Source organism: Actinoplanes sp. TFC3 (assembly GCF_001553785.1).
Classification (GTDB): Bacteria; Actinomycetota; Actinomycetes; order Mycobacteriales; family Micromonosporaceae; genus Actinoplanes.
The window spans coordinates 4,618,605-4,635,943 of sequence record NZ_LOJP01000001.1 but is presented as its reverse complement, the minus strand read 5'-3'; the positions used below and the strand labels follow the sequence as shown (position 1 = coordinate 4,635,943).

Annotated in this window: 19 protein-coding genes; 16 read left to right on the top strand and 3 right to left on the bottom strand. The window is 69.5% G+C overall.

What is annotated here, in order from left to right; all coding sequences use genetic code 11:
• Positions 1-463 precede the first annotated feature (463 nt).
• The 8 genes from TFC3_RS40500 to TFC3_RS20830 all read left to right on the top strand — a co-directional run bounded on the left by TFC3_RS40500 (position 464) and on the right by TFC3_RS20830 (position 8,314).
• Positions 464-1,066, top strand: a complete 603-nt coding sequence (locus tag TFC3_RS40500; protein ID WP_369819684.1) for a pentapeptide repeat-containing protein — start codon at positions 464-466, stop codon at positions 1,064-1,066.
• A 422-nt stretch (positions 1,067-1,488) separates the two neighbouring features.
• A complete protein-coding gene (locus TFC3_RS20860) occupies positions 1,489-2,163 on the top strand; it encodes a hypothetical protein (RefSeq protein ID WP_067502541.1) in 675 nt (224 codons plus the stop codon).
• A 71-nt stretch (positions 2,164-2,234) separates the two neighbouring features.
• Entirely contained in the window at positions 2,235-2,690 is a 456-nt protein-coding gene (locus TFC3_RS20855) for a DUF948 domain-containing protein (RefSeq protein ID WP_067502538.1), read from the top strand.
• Positions 2,691-2,706: 16 nt separating this feature from the next.
• Positions 2,707-3,012, top strand: coding sequence for a hypothetical protein (locus tag TFC3_RS20850; protein WP_067502535.1), 306 nt, complete (start codon positions 2,707-2,709; stop codon positions 3,010-3,012).
• Positions 3,009-5,693: an alanine--tRNA ligase gene (gene alaS / locus TFC3_RS20845; protein ID WP_067502531.1), complete on the top strand. Its 2,685-nt coding sequence runs from the start codon at positions 3,009-3,011 to the stop codon at positions 5,691-5,693. The genes TFC3_RS20850 and alaS overlap by 4 nt, the downstream gene beginning before the upstream one ends.
• 18 nt (positions 5,694-5,711) lie before the next feature.
• Positions 5,712-6,173: a Holliday junction resolvase RuvX gene (gene ruvX, locus TFC3_RS20840; protein ID WP_067507163.1), complete on the top strand. Its 462-nt coding sequence runs from the start codon at positions 5,712-5,714 to the stop codon at positions 6,171-6,173.
• Positions 6,170-7,360, top strand: a complete 1,191-nt coding sequence (gene mltG, locus TFC3_RS20835; protein ID WP_067502528.1) for an endolytic transglycosylase MltG — start codon at positions 6,170-6,172, stop codon at positions 7,358-7,360. The genes ruvX and mltG overlap by 4 nt, the downstream gene beginning before the upstream one ends.
• 108 nt (positions 7,361-7,468) lie before the next feature.
• Entirely contained in the window at positions 7,469-8,314 is an 846-nt protein-coding gene (locus TFC3_RS20830; protein ID WP_067502525.1) for a shikimate dehydrogenase, read from the top strand.
• Here the strand turns inward: TFC3_RS20830 and TFC3_RS20825 are convergent.
• Positions 8,311-9,528 carry a multidrug effflux MFS transporter gene (locus TFC3_RS20825; RefSeq protein WP_236718233.1) on the bottom strand — a complete coding sequence of 406 codons (1,218 nt, stop codon included), beginning with the start codon at positions 9,526-9,528 and terminating at the stop codon, positions 8,311-8,313. The two genes, TFC3_RS20830 and TFC3_RS20825, sit on opposite strands and share 4 nt — an antisense overlap.
• A gap of 176 nt (positions 9,529-9,704) precedes the next feature.
• On the opposite strand from TFC3_RS20825, the gene aroC reads away from it, so the two are divergent.
• Together aroC and TFC3_RS20815 are read left to right on the top strand one after the other, a co-directional pair.
• Entirely contained in the window at positions 9,705-10,883 is a 1,179-nt protein-coding gene (gene aroC / locus TFC3_RS20820) for a chorismate synthase (protein ID WP_067502520.1), read from the top strand.
• Positions 10,883-11,389 carry a shikimate kinase gene (locus TFC3_RS20815; protein WP_067502517.1) on the top strand — a complete coding sequence of 169 codons (507 nt, stop codon included), beginning with the start codon at positions 10,883-10,885 and terminating at the stop codon, positions 11,387-11,389. The genes aroC and TFC3_RS20815 overlap by 1 nt, the downstream gene beginning before the upstream one ends.
• Here the strand turns inward: TFC3_RS20815 and TFC3_RS20810 are convergent.
• Complete coding sequence (locus TFC3_RS20810; RefSeq protein ID WP_067502514.1) at positions 11,376-12,083, bottom strand: Clp protease N-terminal domain-containing protein; 708 nt, start codon at positions 12,081-12,083, stop codon at positions 11,376-11,378. The two genes, TFC3_RS20815 and TFC3_RS20810, sit on opposite strands and share 14 nt — an antisense overlap.
• A 70-nt stretch (positions 12,084-12,153) precedes the next feature.
• On the opposite strand from TFC3_RS20810, the gene aroB reads away from it, so the two are divergent.
• From aroB to nusB, 4 genes are read left to right on the top strand one after another with little or no spacing between them, the layout of a single operon-like run.
• The gene (gene aroB / locus TFC3_RS20805) at positions 12,154-13,230 is read left to right on the top strand and encodes a 3-dehydroquinate synthase (protein WP_067502502.1); all 1,077 of its coding nucleotides are present in this window, start codon (positions 12,154-12,156) and stop codon (positions 13,228-13,230) included.
• A complete protein-coding gene (aroQ, locus tag TFC3_RS20800) occupies positions 13,227-13,688 on the top strand; it encodes a type II 3-dehydroquinate dehydratase (RefSeq protein ID WP_067502499.1) in 462 nt (153 codons plus the stop codon). Before aroB ends, aroQ begins: the two co-directional genes overlap by 4 nt.
• Before the next feature lie 41 nt (positions 13,689-13,729).
• Entirely contained in the window at positions 13,730-14,287 is a 558-nt protein-coding gene (gene efp, locus TFC3_RS20795) for an elongation factor P (protein WP_067502494.1), read from the top strand.
• A 35-nt stretch (positions 14,288-14,322) separates the two neighbouring features.
• Positions 14,323-14,733 (top strand): transcription antitermination factor NusB, encoded by a 411-nt coding sequence (gene nusB, locus TFC3_RS20790; protein ID WP_173745391.1) that lies wholly within the window; start codon positions 14,323-14,325, stop codon positions 14,731-14,733.
• 306 nt (positions 14,734-15,039) lie between these two features.
• Here nusB and TFC3_RS20785 read toward each other — a convergent pair whose 3' ends face one another.
• Positions 15,040-15,528: a transcriptional regulator gene (locus TFC3_RS20785; protein WP_015624001.1), complete on the bottom strand. Its 489-nt coding sequence runs from the start codon at positions 15,526-15,528 to the stop codon at positions 15,040-15,042.
• A gap of 298 nt (positions 15,529-15,826) precedes the next feature.
• Here TFC3_RS20785 and pyrR point away from each other — a divergent pair, with 298 nt between their 5' ends.
• Positions 15,827-16,396 carry a bifunctional pyr operon transcriptional regulator/uracil phosphoribosyltransferase PyrR gene (gene pyrR, locus TFC3_RS20780; protein ID WP_067502491.1) on the top strand — a complete coding sequence of 190 codons (570 nt, stop codon included), beginning with the start codon at positions 15,827-15,829 and terminating at the stop codon, positions 16,394-16,396.
• The gene (locus TFC3_RS20775; protein WP_067502489.1) at positions 16,393-17,316 is read left to right on the top strand and encodes an aspartate carbamoyltransferase catalytic subunit; all 924 of its coding nucleotides are present in this window, start codon (positions 16,393-16,395) and stop codon (positions 17,314-17,316) included. Before pyrR ends, TFC3_RS20775 begins: the two co-directional genes overlap by 4 nt.
• Positions 17,317-17,339 lie beyond the last annotated feature (23 nt).

Below are 17,339 nucleotides of genomic sequence, written 5' to 3'. Positions count from 1 at the left end.
GTTCCTGACGGGCCGTCGTTGGGTGGGCGGGCGCAGGCTGGGGAACAGAGCGGGCGGCACGGGCGGCCGGAAGCCGCGCCGGATCGCGGCGACAGCATCGGGCGGCACACCGGCGCCATGCCGATCGTGCGACCAGGCGAAGATCGTCGGATTCCGGGTACGAGCGAAGCGCCCGAAAACCGCGGCGGCCCCGACGCCACCGGGCCCATCCGCCGGCCCGGTCAGCCGCCGTCCCCACAAGCTGCCCGAGCCTCCGCTGCGGTGGTACCGCCGGTGGTACCCGGGCGCGAGGGCGTACGGACACCGGCCGTGCCGGGACGAGCCGGGGCCATGGCGGCGGGTACGGGTAACACCGGCCCCATTCCCAAAGTCGGACGAGTAACGCCCGGGGGGACGATTCGCGGGTCCGGAAGGGTGCCGCGGCCCGGTCAACCGGTTTCCGGTCAGCCCGCAACCGGTCAGCCTGCGCCGGGCAAATCTGCGCCGGGCCAATCTGTGCCGGGCCAATCTGTGCCGGGCCAATCTGTGCCGGGTCAGGCCGGGACAGGTCAGCCTGGGCAGGGACAGCGGGCGGCGGGTCAGACCCAGGCTGGGCAGCCGGGGCGCGGCACGGGGGCTGTCCGGGCGGCTGCGGCTGTGCAAGGTGCTGGTGCTGGCACGGGTGCCGATGTGCAGGGTGCGCCGGCGGGTGAGTTTCCCGGGCGGGGGGCGGATGATGCTGCTCCGGGGCAGGGTACCGCTGGAGTGGCCCGTGGTGGGGCTGCCGTGGTGCCGGGTCAGCCTGCTGGCGATCTGGCGCGCGGAGGGCTCGCGGACAGGCCGGGCCGGGGTGGAGTTGGCGCTGCCCCCGGACGAGCGACGGTACCGGGCGACGCGCCGGGCCGGGCAGCCGTTCCGGGAGACAGCTCAGGCCGGGCTGGCATTTCGGACGACCAGCCGGGCCGAGTGGCCATCCCGGGCGAGGGACCGAGCCGCACAGCCGTGGCCGGAGAAGGACCGGGGGAAGGAACGGGCCGAGCGAAGGTCCCGGCCGCCGGACCAGGCCGAGCCTCCGTCCCGGGAGTGAACGGACCGGGTCGGGCAGCCGTCCCGGGAGCAGGCGGACCGGGCCGGGCATCGGTTCCAGGAGCAGACGGGCTGGGCCGAGCATCGGTTCCAGGCGCAGGTGGGCCCGGCCGAGCATCGGTCTCCGTCCCGATCGGCGACGTAACCCCGATCGGTGAGGTAACCCCGATCGGTGAGGTAACGCGGATCGGTGAGGTAACGCGGATCGGTGAGGTAACCCCGATCGGCGACGACGTAACCCGGGAGGACGAGGAGCCCGGCACCGGCCGGCTCACCGGAAAAGCCCGCGCAGGCAGCGCGACCGTCGGCAAAGCAACACCCGGCGCACTTGTGGGCGTACCGGGGGATGGGTCTGATGGTGCGGACCCGCTGAGGCTTCGGGCCGCTACGGCCGGGGCGGAAGACGGGGCTGGGGCCGGGGGTTTGAAGGGGGCTCGCTCGGAGCTGCGGCGGCAGTTGCGGGCCAAGCGGCGGCTACGGGTGCTGACCTTGTTGTCGTTGACCGTTGTGGTGCTGGGGCTGCTGCCGATGGCTCTGGTGGTTCGCTCGGCTATGCGGGATCCGGTCTTCAACTCGCTTGACGCGTTGGATGTGCCGGGGTGGGCCGATCATGACACCGAGGACAAGATCAGTGGCAGCCGGTGGTGTTTCCTGGAGTGCCGGTTCCGGGAACGGCTGGTGCAGTCGGAGAAGCCGTTTGCCGAGACCAGCAAGGCTTATTCGGCCGCTTTGACCAGTGCGGGGTGGAAGCCGCTCGGGGACAAGTGCACCGATCAGCCGGTTGAGGACGGGAAGTACACCTGCTGGCAGCGCGACGAGTTCACTCTGGATCTCTGGGTACGTATTCCCGAGTGCGCGGTCGACGCCGTGGCGGCCCAGGATCCTGATGTGCTGCCCTCGGTCGGACCCGATGGAGTGGTTGAGACCGTCGATCCCTCGAAGTGCACCGGGTCCACGGTCAGCATCAAGGTGCAGAATGCCGTCACCGACCCCCGTGGCAAGGGCGCACCGGCCATCGACCCCTCGCTGGTGGGGGAGACTCCCGACCCCGTGCTGACCAATGATCCCCTGCTGAACCCGACACCCTCGGCGTCGTGACGCGGACTCCGGTGACGGACGGTAGGGTCTGCACGTTGAACTGAGGTCCGTCGGTAGAGGAGACGCGTGTAATGGACGCCGGGGAAATCGCAGGCCTGATCGCGGCGGGCGCGTTCTTGATGCTTGTGTTTGTACTTGCCGTGCCGATCTTGCGGCTGCGGCGCACCGTGGACGCGGCCACGCAGGCCATCAATGACCTGAACGACCGGACCGGTCCGCTGCTGGCCGAAGTAACCGGAACAGTGCAGAACGTCAACGTGGTGCTCGGGCAGTCGCAGGTCACACTGGACGGTCTGAACGTGCAGCTCGCCAAGGTCGACACGATGACCGAGCACGCCCAGAACGTCACCGCCAATGTCGCCAACCTGGCCACGGTGGTGTCCGCCGCCGCCGCGAACCCGCTGGTCAAGGTGGCCTCGTTCGGCTACGGCCTGCGCAAGGCCGCCGCGGCTCGCCGGCACGCCGAGGACGAGCGTGAGGTCCGTGCCACTCTCAAGCGGCGCCGCAAGTCCGCCCGCGCCAACTGACCAGGAGATATCGAGCATGAAGCGGTTGCTCTGGCTGGGCGTGGGCCTGGCTGTCGGCGCCATTGTCGTTCGCAAGCTGACCCGCAAGGCCAGCGAGTTCACGCCGTCGGGTATCGCCACCTCGCTGTCGGAATCCGCTGGCGGTCTGATGGAGTCGCTGCGTAGCTTCGTGGATGACGTCCGCGAAGGGATGGCCGAACGGGAGCAGGAGATCCACGAGGCCTTCGCCGCGGGTGAGCTTTACGAGGACAAGTTCGCCGAGCTGCGCGAGGAGGCGGAGCCCGGTTCGTACGGGCGGCATGCCCAGGAGGATCAGCGATGAAGACGGCGGAGATCAAGCGGCGCTTCCTGGCGCATTTCGAGGCTGACGGGCACACGGTTGTCCCCAGTGCCCCGCTGCCCGCCATCGACGACCCGAACCTGCTGTTCATCAACGCCGGCATGGTGCAGTTCGTCCCCTTCTTCCTGGGCCAGCGCACCCCGCCGTACGAGCGGGCGGTCTCCGTGCAGAAGTGCATCCGCACGCCCGACATCGACGAGGTCGGCAAGACCTCGCGGCACGGCACGTTCTTCCAGATGAACGGCAACTTCTCGTTCGGCGACTACTTCAAGGCCGGCGCGATCGACCTGGCCTGGGCGCTGTCGACCAAGCCGGTGTCCGAGGGCGGCTTCGGCCTGGACCCCAGCCGGATCTGGCCGACGGTCTACCTTGACGACGACGAGGCGTTCGAGCTCTGGAAGAAGATCGGGGTGCCGGTCGAGCACATCGTGCGCCGGGGCAAGAAGGACAACTACTGGTCCATGGGCATCCCCGGTCCCGCGGGTCCCTGCTCGGAGCTGTTCTACGACCGTGGCCCCGAATATGGCGCGGACGGCGGCCCCGAGGTCGACGAGGACCGGTTCATGGAGTTCTGGAACCTGGTCTTCATGCAGTACGAGATCACCAACGTGAAGAGCAAGGAAGACTTCACGATCGTCGGTGACCTGCCCAAGCAGAACATCGACACCGGGATGGGCCTGGAGCGCATCGCGTCGATCCTGCAGGGGGTGGACAACCTCTACGAGATCGATGAGGTACGTCCCATCCTCGCCCGCGCCGCGGAGATGACCGGCAAGCAGTACGGCGTGCACTCCGGTCACGTGGCCGGCGAGTCGCATCCCGACGACGTGCGCCTGCGGGTGATCGCGGACCATGTTCGTACCGCGCTGATGCTGATCGGTGATGGTGTCACGCCGGCCAACGAGGGCCGCGGGTATGTGCTGCGCCGGATCATGCGCCGCGCGATCCGGGCGATGCGGCTGCTGGGCTGGCAGGACCGCGCGCTGCCCGAGCTGCTGCCGGTGGCGCGGGACTGCATGGCGCCCTCGTACCCGGAGCTGGCGAGCGACTTCGACCGGATCTCCACGTACGCGTACCAGGAAGAGGATGCCTTCCTGTCCACGCTGCGGGCGGGCACGACGATCCTGGACACCGCGATCACCGAGACCAAGCAGGCCGGCACGGCGAAGCTGTCCGGCGACAAGGCGTTCCAGCTGCACGACACGTATGGCTTCCCGATCGACCTGACCCTGGAGATCGCTGCCGAGCAGGGCCTCGCGGTCGACCAGGACGGCTTCCGCCGGCTCATGGCCGACCAGCGCTCCCGGGCCAAGGCGGACGCGGCGGCGCGCAAGACCGGGCATGCGGACCTGTCGGCGTACCGTTCGGTGCTCGACAACGGCGGCCCGATCGAGTTCACCGGTTACCAGGAGGTCAGCCGGGAGTCGCGGGTGCGGGCGCTGCTCGGCTCCGGCGGCACCAGCGTCGCGGCGGCGGGCGAGGGCGACTATGTCGAGCTGGTGCTCGACACCACCCCGTTCTACGCCGAGGGCGGTGGCCAGCAGGCCGACACCGGCCTGATCAACGTGGGTGGCGGGCAGGTCGAGGTCGTCGACGTGCAGCAGCCGCTCCCCGGTCTGATCGTGCACAAGGCGCGCGTGGTGCGCGGCGAGGTGCGCGCGGGCGAGGCGGGCTTCGCCGAGATTGATGTCACACGCCGCAAGGCGATCTCGCGCTCGCACACCGCGACCCACCTCATCCACCAGACCATGCGCACGTTCCTCGGCGAGTCGGCCACCCAGGCGGGTTCGCTGAACGCGCCCGGCCGGCTGCGCTTCGACTTCAACACCCCCGGTGCGGTCTCGCCGAGCGTGCTGCACGACGTCGAGCAGCAGGTCAACGAGGTGCTGCTGCGGGACCTCGAAGTGCATGCGTTCATCACCTCGCAGGAGGAGGCGCGCCGGCTCGGTGCGATGGCGCTGTTCGGGGAGAAGTACGGCGACGAGGTCCGGGTGGTTGAAGTCGGCGACTACGCGCGTGAACTTTGTGGTGGCACGCACGTGGCCCGCTCCGGCCAGCTGGGCCTGGTGAAGATCCTCAACGAGTCGTCGATCGGCTCGGGCGTGCGCCGCGTGGAAGCGCTGGTCGGCATCGACGCGTTCGGCTTCCTGGCCAAGGAGCACCTGCTGGTGACCCGGCTGGCCGAGCTGTTCCGGGTGCCCGGCGACCAGGTCGCCGACCGGGTCGAGCAGACCGTCACGGCGCTGCGCGACGCCGAGAAGGAACTCGAGAAGATGCGGGCCCAGATGGTCCTCGGCGGCGCCGGCGCGCTCGCCGGGCAGGCCAAGGACCTGCACGGGGTGGCGTTCGTGGGCACCGAGGCGCCCGAGGGCGCGGCCACCAACGATGTGCGTACGCTGGCCCAGGAGATCCGCGGCAAAATTGACTCCGCCCGTCCGGCGGTGGTCGCGGTCGCGGCCCGCGCGAACGGCAAGGCGTCACTGATCGTGGCCGTCAACGCGGTGGCCAAGGGCCGCGGCTTGTCCGCGTCCGACCTGGTCAAGGGCGCGTTGTCGGGTCGTGGCGGCGGCAACGCCGATCTCGCGCAGGGCGGCGGCGTGAGCGCCGATCAGGTGCCGGTGCTGCTCGCAGCGGTGGAGAAAGCGGTCGGCGAGACCGCCTGAGGAAGGTGGGTGTCGGCGATGAACGCACTGCCGCGGGGTAGGCGGCTGGGCGTTGATGTCGGTAAGGTGCGCGTCGGGGTCGCACTCAGTGACCCCGACGGGATCCTGGCCACCCCCCTGGTCACGGTCTCCCGTGACATGGGGGCGGCGTCCGACGCCGTGCCCCGCGACATAGCTGAGCTCGGTCGCCTCGTGGGGGAGCACGAGGTGGTGCAGATCGTCGTTGGCCTTCCCGTGCGCCTCAACGGGCGCGAAGGGGATGCCGCCATCGACATTCGTGCGTACGCTGATCGGCTTGAACACGCGGTCAGGCCCGTACCCATCGTGCTGGCGGACGAACGGATGTCGACTGTTGTCGCCAGTCGCCGGCTCGCCGAGCGGGGGGTCAGGGGCAAACGACAGCGGGCGGTCGTCGACCAGGCGGCCGCGGTCGAGATTCTGCAGAGCTGGCTGGACGCACAGCGGAGGCGGACGACATGATCGACGAGCTGGACCTGGCGTTTGACGAACAGGCCGAGCGCGGCAAACCTCGCCACCGGCGCGGCTTCAACGGGGGCGGCGGCGGTAAGAGCGGGGGCAAGACCGCAATCGCATTCCTCATGGCGTTCGTGCTGCTCGGCGTGCTCGGCGTCGGCGGCTACCTGGGCTACGAGAAAGTGAAGGGCTTCTTCACCGCGGCCGACTACGACGGCGCGGGCGGTGAGGCGGTGCAGGTCTCCATCGCGGAGAACGCCAGCCTCACCGACATCGGCAACACCCTGGTCGACTCCGATGTGGTGAAGAGCACGGCGGCCTTCGTCGACGCCGCGGATGCGAACCCCAAGGGCAAGAACATCCAGTCGGGCACGTACAACCTGAAGAAGCAGATGGCGGCCGAAGAGGCCGTGACGATGCTGCTCGACCCCAAGTCGCGCGTGGTCAACGGGGTGACGATCAAAGAGGGCCTGACCACGGTGGAGATCTACGCCCTGCTGTCGGCGAAGACCCGCATCCCGGTCAAGGACTTCGAGGCAGCGGCGAAAAACCCGATCGACCTCGGTGTTCCGGACTTCTTCTTCAACCGGCGTGACGGCAAGAAGGCGTCGGGCACGATTGAGGGCTTCTTGTTCCCCGACACCTACGAGTTCCCGCCGAAAGCCACGGCTGCGGACATCCTGCGGACCATGGTGACCAAGTTCCTGGACGCCACGGCCGATATCGACTTCACCAAAACAGTTGAGGGCAGCCTGTCGGTCTCTCCCTATGAGGCGCTGATCGTCGCGTCGCTGGCCCAGGCGGAATCCGGCACCGCGGCAGACCTGCCCAAGGTGGCCCGTGTCGCCTACAACCGCGCGTACAAGAAGAAGATGCCGCTGCAGTTCGACGTCACCACGAACTACTGGCTGAAGCTGCAGAACAAGGACGCCAAGCACTCCGGCAAAATGACCGACGCCGAGTTGCAGGACCCGAAGAACCCGTACACCACGGAACTCAAGGTCGGTCTCCCGCTCGGTCCGATCGACAACCCGGGTAAGGCGGCGCTGCAAGCCGCTGCTAAGCCGGCGACCGGTGACTGGCTGTTCTTCGTGGCGATCGACAAGTCGGGCAACTCGGCGTTCGCGGTCACCAACGCCGAGCACGACGCCAACATCCAGAAGGCGTGCAGGAACGGCATCCCGCTCTGCTGACAAGCCGATGATCCGGCCGCCGCCGGCCACCCGGATCTTCGGGTGGCCGGCGGTCCTGCTTGTGGGCGAGGCGCGTCCTGCAGCAGCGTTGTGCTTTAAGGTCGGGGCGTGTCCACACCTTCCGGCCGCAAGGCGGCGGTCTGCGGTAAGCCGATCGCGCATTCGCTCTCCCCGGTCATCCACGCCGCCGGTTTCGCGGCGGCCGGGCTTTTCGGCTGGAGTTACACGGCCATCGAGTGCGCCGAGGCTGAGCTGCCGCAGTTGGTGGCGGGTCTCGGCCCCGAGTGGGCGGGCCTGTCGCTGACCATGCCGCTCAAGGAAAAGGCCCTGACGCTGGCCGCGGAGGCATCATCGGTCGCGGTGGCGACGGGTGCTGCCAATACTCTGGTACGTCGTGACGACGGCTCCTGGTACGCCGACAACACCGACGTTCCGGGCATGGTCCGGGTGCTCCGCGACGCCGGGCTACGCCGGTCGACCGTCGAGCCCGCGATCACCGTGCTCGGCGGCGGCGGCACCGCTCGGGCTGCCCTCGCCGCGGCGGCCCAGCTCGACGCGGCTGCGGTCACCGTGGTCACCCGCCGCCCCGAAGCCAGCGAGGAACTGCGCCCGGCGGCCGAGGCGCTCGGTGTCACCCTCACCGGGGTCAGCTGGACGAACGCCCCGGCCGCGTTCGAGGCCGACGCGGTGATCTCCACGGTGCCCAAGGGCGCGGCCGACAGCCTGGTCAGCCGGATCCCGTGGCGGGCGGGCACCGTGCTGTTCGACGCGATCTACGATCCGTGGCCCACCCCGCTGGCCGAGGCGGCGTCCGCGCACGGGGTGCGGGTGGTTTCGGGGCTGGACCTGTTGCTCGCTCAGGCGCTGGGGCAGTTCGAGCAGTTCACCAGGGTGGTGCCGGCTCCCGAACGGGCAATGCGCGAGGCTTTGACGGCGGCGGCCAGCGTTCGTTAGCGGTGCCCGGCGGGCTGTGGACGTACCGGATGGGTCAATGTCAGGACCGCGACCACCGCGACCGTTGCGAAAGCCGCGATGGCCAGGCCCATCGGTACTCCCTTGACCGGCTCGCCCAGCCCGGCCAGCGGGGCCGCCGCAGCCGCGATCACCGACTGGATGCCGCCCAGCAGAGCGGCAGCGGTGCCGGCTCGTTCCGGGTGCAGATCCAGCGCCAGGGCCATTGAGTTCGGCGTCATCAGACCGATGGTGCCGACCAGGATGAACATGCCGATGAGCAGCCCGGCCAGCACCCCGGTGGTCGCTGAGATCAGCACGATCACCCCGGCCGCCGCCTCCACGGCGAGGGTGACCACCAGGATCGCGCGCGGCGTGAAACGGTCGAGCAGCGGACTGTTGGTCTGGCTGGCGATGATCAGGGCGCACGAGTTGACGCCGAACAGGATGCTGAACACCGTCGCCGAGATGCCGTATCCCTCCTGCAGAACAAAGGATGAGCCGGACAGGTAGGCGAACATCGCCGCGAACGCGAACGACTGCGCGAGCGCATACCCCACGAAAACTCGGTCGGCGAACAGCGTCCTGGCGGCGCCGGCAATGTCCGCGAGGCCCCCGGAAGAGCGCCTTTCCGGTGCGAGCGTCTCCGGCATCCTCACCACAAGCAACACAAACAGTAGGCACGCGATCCCACCCAGCGTGACAAAGATGCCCGGCCACGCCGTCACCCTGAGTACAGCGCTACCCAGCGAAGGCGCCGCGATCGGGGCCAACCCGAAGATCAGAGAAAGCCGTGAGAAGAACTTGGCCGCCGCCACACCTGAGTAGAGGTCCCGCACGATCGCCCGCGCCACCACCACCCCGGCGCCACCCGCGAACCCCTGCGCCAGCCTCACCGCTGCCAGCAGCCCGGCGTTGGGGGCAAAGGCGCACAGCACCGACAAGATGGCGTACGCCGCCACGCCGGCCAGCAACGGCCGGCGGCGGCCCCACCGGTCGCTGAGCGGTCCGCAGACCAGTTGGCCAAGGGCGAGGCCGATCAGGCACGTTGTCAGGGACAGTTGGACCTGGGCATCCTCGACGTGCAGGTCCCGGGCGATAACGGGGAAAGCGGGCAGGTACATGTCGAGCGACAACGGCCCGATCCCCGTGATGAACCCGAGCATGACGACCATGAGCGCGGTGCTGGCAGGCCGGACGGTAAGGCGTGAAGACACGAGCGGACCATACCTCTGACGTTTGCGGTGGGGACGAGATCGACCGGGCCGGGTCGATCGGACGGTTCGGGTATGTGAGGGGGCCGGATGGCTTGCCGGTGGGTTGACCTGTCCGCTCAGCGGGATGGCGGTGGGGGGCCGGCGAGCCAGGAGCCGTACGTGCCAGACTGTGATCCGTGTTGCGCTGGCTTACCGCAGGTGAATCCCATGGACCGGCGCTCGTCGCCCTGCTGGAGGGCGTGCCCGCCGGGGTGCGAGTGACGAGCGAGGACATCGGGCGGGATCTTGCGCGCCGACGGCTGGGGTATGGCCGGGGTGCGCGGATGAAGTTCGAGCAGGATGTTGTCGAGATCATCGGCGGCGTCCGGCACGGGGTGACGCTGGGCAGCCCGGTGGCCGTCCGGGTGGGCAACTCGGAGTGGCCCAAGTGGGAGACCGTGATGTCCGCCGATCCGGTGGATGCCGCCGAGCTGGCCGCTCAGGCCCGCAACGCCCCGCTGACTCGGCCGCGGCCCGGGCACGCCGACCTGGCCGGCATGCAGAAGTACGGCCACACCGATGCCCGTCCCATCCTTGAGCGCGCCAGTGCCCGGGAGACCGCCGCCCGCGTCGCTGCTGGGGTGGTGGCCAAGGCCCTGGTCAAGCAGGCGCTGGGCATCGACATCGTGTCGCACGTCATCGAGATGGGGTCGGTGAGCGTCAAGTCCGGCCTGGTGCCCACGCCCGAGGACGCCGAGCGGATCGACGCCGACCCGGTTCGCTGCCTCGATCCCGAGGCCAGTGCGCGGATGGTGGCCGAGGTCGACGCGGCCAAGAAGGACGCGGACACGCTCGGGGGCATCGTGGAGGTGCTCGCTTACTCTGTACCTCCCGGTCTGGGCTCTCATGTGCAGTGGGACCGCAAGCTGGACGCCCGGCTGGCCGCCGCCCTGATGTCCATCCAATCGGTGAAGGGCGTGGAGATCGGCGACGGGTTCACCCAGGCCCGCTCGCGGGGTTCGGTGGCGCACGACGAGATCGTGCCGGGGCCCGTGGGGGTGCGGCGGGTGACCGATCGCGCCGGCGGGCTGGAGGGTGGCATCACCAACGGCGAGAGTCTGCGGGTACGTGCCGCGCTCAAGCCGATTTCGTCGCTGAACCGGGCGTTGCAGACCATCGACGTGACCACAGGCGAGGCAGCCACCGCGATCAACCAGCGGTCGGACGTGGCAGCAGTGGCCGCCGGTGCGGTGGTGGCCGAGGCGATGGTGGCGCTGGTGCTGGCGGAGGCGGCGACCGAGAAGTTCGGCGGCGACTCGGTGGGCGAGATCCAGCGCAACCTGGCCGGTTACCTCGACAGCCTGCTGATCCGCTGATGGCGCCCGCGGCAGTGCTGGTGGGCCCGCCCGGCGCCGGGAAGACCACCGTCGGCAAGGCGGTCGCCGAGCTGCTCGGCGTGCCGTTCGCCGACACCGACCACCTCATCGCGCAGCGCGCCGGCAAGCCGATCCCGGAGATCTTCTTCGACGACGGCGAGCAAACCTTCCGCGCGCTGGAGCGCGAGACCATCGCCGAGGCGCTCACGTCCTTCGATGGGGTTCTTGCGCTGGGCGGAGGAGCAATTCTCGACTCGGATACGAGGGAAGCGCTGCACCCGCACACCATCGTGTTCCTGTCCGTGGAGTTGCCCGACGCCGTCAAGCGCGTGGGGCTGGGCGCCGGCCGGCCGTTGCTGAGCGTGAACCCGCGGGCGACGCTCAAGTACCTGATGGAGGAGCGCCGCCCGCTGTACACGTCGGTGGCCACCCATACCGTGCACACCGATGGCCGCCCGCCCGAGGAGATCGCCACCGAGCTGGCCGGTCTTCTCAAGGTCGGGTGACCCGGCCCTCCAGGGCTTCGATGCGCTTGATCAAAGGCGCAAGCTCCGCTCGTACGGCGGTCAGCAGATCCGTCGCCGCAGCAGGCTGGGCCGTGGTCGCCCGCAGGTGCGCGTAACCCGCCACCGCCGCAGCGACCGCCCGTTTCGTCGCGCGCGCGTCCGCCCCGAGGTCGCGCAGCACCGCCCCGGCCACGCCGTCCGGTTCGGCGCTGAGCCCGATCAGCAGATGCTCACACCCCACGTAGTTGTGGCTCAGGCTCACCGACTCCAGCACGGCCAGCTCGATCGCCGCCACGGCCGGGGCGCTCAGGTGCCGGCCCTCCCCGGCGCCGCCCGGCTCGGCGGTGTCCGGCACGGTGATCGCCGCCACGTCGATGTCCATCGCGCCGAGCACCTGCAGTCCCAGGTTGCTGCCCTCGGCGATCAAAGCGTGCAGCAGGTCACCGGTGGTCACCGAGCGCCCGGCCGCCCGCTGCGCAGCCAACCCGAGCACCGTGGCCATCCGGGCGGTGATCTGCGGGAACTGCTCGGCGATCCGGTCGGGTTCCAGCGGCTGGGCCAGCGACTTGCGCAACCCGGCCACCCGGCGCAGGGCCTGCTGCAGCGCGTACTGGCAGATGGCGGACACCGGCAGCCCCGCCTCGCGGACCGAGTCGGCCAGGTCGTCGGGCAGGTACACGTTGATTTTCGGCATGCGACAGATGTAACCCCTCGGGGGGTTAGTTGTCTATAACCCCATATCCGCGCGACTAGCATCGCAGCCGATGGACGACGTGACCCGCATCCCCGTATCCGGCGACCGCCCCTACGACGTGCTCGTCGGGCGCGGCCTGCTGACCGCCCTGCCGCCGCTGGTCGACGGCGCCGCCCGTGCCGCCGTGCTCTATGCCGCGCCGCTCAAGGAACGCGCCGAGCAGGTCGCCGCCGCGCTCGCCGGGGCCGGCTTGCGCCCGCTGCCGATCGAGGTGCCGGACGCCGAGGCCGGCAAGAGCATCGAGGTGGCCGCGGGCTGCTGGGATCAGCTCGGCGCGGCCGGCTTCACCCGCACGGACGTCGTCGTCGGCGTCGGCGGGGGAGCGGTGACCGACCTGGCCGGCTATGTGGCGGCGAGCTGGCTGCGCGGGGTGCGCTGGGTGCCGGTGTCCTCCTCGCTGCTGGGCATGGTCGACGCGGCGGTGGGCGGCAAGACCGGCGTCAACATCGCCGCGGGCAAGAACCTGGTCGGCGCGTTCCACCCGCCCGCCGGGGTGCTCTGCGACCTCGGCCTGCTGACCACGCTGCCGGGCGACGACCTGCGCGCCGGGCTGGCCGAGGTGATCAAGTGCGGGTTCATCGCCGACCCGGCCATCCTCGAGCTGGTCGAAGGTGACCCGGCGGCCGCCGCCGACCCGGGCAGCGCGGTGCTGCGCGAGCTGGTCGAGCGGGCCATCCGGGTCAAGGCCGAGGTGGTCGGCGCCGACCTGCGCGAGTCCGGGTTGCGCGAGATCCTCAACTACGGGCACACGCTGGGTCACGCCATCGAGAAGCACGAGCGTTACCGGTGGCGCCACGGCCACGCGGTCGCGGTGGGTCTGGTCTACGCCGCCGAACTGGGCCGGCTCACCGGCCGCCTGGAGGACGCGGTGGCCGCCCGGCACGCCGCGGTGCTCAAGCTGGTGGACCTGCCGACCTCGTACCGCGCCGATGCCTGGGAGCAGTTGCTGCCGGCCATGCGCATCGACAAGAAGGCGCGGGCCGACACGTTGCGCTTCGTGGTGCTCGACGGCCTCGCCAAGCCCGGCATTCTGGCGGTTTCCGACGAGCACGTGCTCCAGCAGGCGTACGAGGTGGTGGCGCGATGAAGGTGTACGTGCTCAACGGCCCGAACCTGGGGCGCCTCGGCACCCGGCAAGTCGATGTCTACGGGGCCGGCTCTTATGCCGACCTGGTCGGGTTGTGTGAACGTACCGGGAAAGAACTGGGCTTGGAGGTCGAGGTCCGCCAGACCGACGCCGAGCACGAAATGCTGGGCTGGATCCACGCCGCGGCCGACGAGCAGACGCCGGTCGTGCTCAACCCGGGAGCCTGGTCGCACTACTCCTACGCGGTGCGTGACGCGTGCGCGATGCTGCGGGCGCCCCTGGTCGAGGTGCACATCTCCAACATCCACGCGCGCGAGGAGTTCCGGCACCACTCGGTGATCTCGGCGGTGGCCACCGGGGTGATCGCGGGCCTGGGCTTCGACGGCTACCGGCTCGCGCTGGCACACATCGCGGGACGCTCTCGCCCCGATTCGCCGGGTGACACCTCTCGCCGGTAAACTTCTTCGGTCACCTCCGCGTATCGATCACAGGGCAGGACATGGCTTCCACCAACGACCTGAAGAACGGCCTGGTGCTCAACCTCGAAGGCGAGCTGTGGGCCGTCGTCGAGTTCCAGCACGTCAAGCCGGGCAAGGGCGGCGCGTTCGTGCGCACCACGCTCAAGAACGTGCTCTCCGGCAAGGTCGTGGACAAGACCTTCAACGCCGGCACCAAGGTCGAGACGGCCACGGTCGACAAGCGCACGATGCAATACCTCTACCAGGACGGCGAGGACTTCGTCTTCATGGACCTGGACACCTTCGACCAGATCACCGTGCCCGGTGGCACGGTCGGCGAGGCCGCCAACTACCTGCTGCCCGAGGCCGAGGCCACGGTGGCGACCCACGAGGGCGTGCCGCTCTACATCGAGCTGCCGACCAGCGTCTTCCTCGAGGTCACCTACACCGAGCCGGGCCTGCAGGGCGACCGCTCCACCGGCGGTACCAAGCCCGCCACGGTGGAGACCGGCGCGACCGTCAACGTCCCGCTGTTCATCACCACCGGCGAGAAGATCAAGGTCGACACCCGCGACGGCCGCTACCTCGGCCGCAGCTGAGGCGTCGCCACATGGCTGAAGGTCCCAAAACGCAGATGCCTGCCCGCCGCAAGGCGCGCAAGCGGGCCCTGGACGTCCTCTACGAGGCCGACCTCCGGGACCTCTCCCCGCGCGGGGTGCTCCTGACATACCTGGAGCGCATCGAAAAGCCCCGCCCGGATCACCTCGACTACACCATCGGCCTGGTCGAGGGCGTGGCCGAGCACCTCGACCGCATCGACGAGCTGATCGCCAGCTACGCCGAGGGCTGGACCATCGACCGCATGCCGGTGGTGGACCGCAACCTCGCCCGCATCGCGGTGTACGAGCTGCTCTACGTCCCCGAGATCGACGATCCGGTAGCCATCACCGAGGCCGTCGAGCTGGCCAAGCAGATGTCCACTGACGACAGCCCGCGCTTCCTCAACGGCATCCTCGGCCGCATCGCCGAGTTCGCCACGCGCTGACCGTTTTCGCTCAGCCGATCCGGGCCCGCCCAGGGCCTGGGTCGGCTTTGCTGTGTCCCTCCGGCGCCGGCCCCAACGCCCGCGGTGGCCCGCGCTGCCTGCCGCTGCCCGCGCTGCCGTTACTGCCTGCGCTGCCGTTACTGCCTGCGCTGCCGTCACTGCCTGCACCGCCCGCGCTGGCTGCGGGCTGGTCCGGGCATGCAGAAGCCCGCGCCGCCTGATGACGGCACGGGCTTGCTGAGCCGGCCACGCGCGGATGCCCCGCCCGGCCTCCGGTGTTACCGGCTCAGTGGTGTCGACGCCGGCTCAGCTGGCGAAGAACGCGCGCGGGTCCGCGACGAGCACGCCCTGCTCGGTCAGGCGCTCGATGAGGCCCGACGGCGAGATGTCGTACACGATGGCGAGGGCGCGCAGGTCGTCGGCGCGGATGGACAGCACGCGGCCGTTGTAGTCGCCGCGCTGCTGCTGGATGGCCCTGGCGTAGCGGGCGACGTAGGCCAGGTCCTCACCGGCCGCGTCGTACAGCTTTTCCAGGTCCAGCACGATCTTGTTGGTGGCCTCGAGGCGGACTCCGCTGCCGTCGGGCAGCAGCTCCGACACGGGCACGCGGTAGAAGTCGGCCAGCTCGGCCAGGCGAGATACGGTCACGGCGCGGTCGCCACGCTCGTACGAACCCACCACGACGGCCTTCCAGCGGCCGTTGGACTTCTCCTCGACGCCCTGCAGGGACAGGCCCTGCTGCTGGCGGATGGAGCGCAGGCGGGCGCCAAGCGACTTGGCGTACTCAGACGGCATTCGGACACTCCAGTACTGTGCTGGCCCGGAGGGTTCTTCCTCCGGATCGCTACGCTGCGTGACGGTACGGAGTTTGCGTTCCCTGGTCAAGTGTCGGTTACCGATGAGTCGCTGAGCCAGGGAGGGAGTTGCCCGCATTCGTCCGTCTGGTCCCGTGGGTAGGCCACGTCACCATGGTCATCGCCGCCCTCACTGGTAACGTAGCGTCAGCCACCGGGCAGCCCATGATCGGGGTGCCCCAGCAATGCTCAGACGTCCTTTAACGACCCGTCCGGTGAGGCGGGGAAGGAGGTCCGCCGTGGCACAACCACGCGCCGACACCGAAACACCCAGCAAGATCATTCTGACGAGCTCCGACCTGCACCGGGTCGTGGACCGCATCGCTCATCAGATCCTTGAGAAGACCTCCGGGGCCACCGGCACGGTCCTGCTCGGGATCCCCACCCGCGGCGTTCCGCTGGCCCGCCGGCTGGCCGCGCGCATCCACGCCTTCGAAGGCATCGACATTCCGGTCGGCGCGCTCGACATCACGCTCTACCGCGATGACTTGCGCTTGCACGCCACACGCGCGCTGGGACGAACCGAAATCCCTGCTGACGGCCTTGATGGACGCAGGGTGATCCTGGTCGACGACGTGCTTTTTTCCGGCCGTACGGTCAGAGCAGCGCTCGACGCCCTCAGCGACGTCGGGCGCCCGAGTTCGGTGCAGCTCGCCGTGCTGGTCGATCGCGGCCACCGGGAGTTGCCGATCCGCGCTGACTATGTGGGCAAGAACATCCCGACCGCGCTGAGCGAGAAGGTGCGCGTCTCGCTCGCCGAGATCGACGACGGGATCGACGAGGTCAAGCTGTTCGGAGGGGCTCGATGATCAAGCATCTGCGCTCCGCGGCCGACTTGGACGCGGAAACCGCCACGCTGATCCTGGATACCGCCGGTGAGATGGCCGCGCTCGCGGGGCGTGAGGTCAAGAAGCTGCCGACGCTGCGCGGGCGGACCGTGGTGAACCTGTTCTACGAGGACTCCACCCGTACCCGGATCAGTTTTGAAGCCGCCGCCAAACGCCTCTCGGCCGATGTGATCAATTTTTCCGCCAAGGGCTCCAGCGTCTCGAAGGGTGAGAGCCTCAAGGACACCGCGCTGACCCTGCAGGCCATGGGCGCTGACGCGGTGGTGATCCGCCACCCGGCCTCGGGCGCCCCGCACCGGCTGGCCTCCTGGGTGGACGGCTCGGTGATCAACGCCGGCGACGGCACGCACGAGCATCCCACCCAGGCGCTGCTGGACGCGTACACGATGCGCTCGCGCCTGGGAAAGATCGACGGCCTGAAGGTGGCGATTGTGGGTGACGTATTGCACAGCCGCGTCGCCCGCTCCAACGTTCTGCTGCTCACGACGCTGGGCGCCGAAATCACGCTGGTCGGTCCGCCCACCCTGATCCCGGTCGACATCGCCGCCGCGCTCTCACCGCAGACGAAAGTGTCGTACGACCTGGATAGCGTCCTGCCCGACATGGACGTCGTGATGATGTTGCGGGTGCAGACCGAGCGGATGCAGGACTCCTACTTCCCCTCCGCCCGGGAATACAGCCGCCGCTACGGACTCGACGCCCCCCGCATGCGCAGGCTGCCCGAGCACGCGATCGTCATGCACCCCGGACCGATGAACCGGGGCATGGAGATCGCGCCCGAGGTAGCCGACTCGTCCCGCTCCACCATCGTTGAACAGGTCGCCAACGGCGTCAGCGCCCGGATGGCCGTCCTCTACCTGCTTCTGGGAGGCAAAGCATGACCGCCTGCACCGAACTGCGCTCG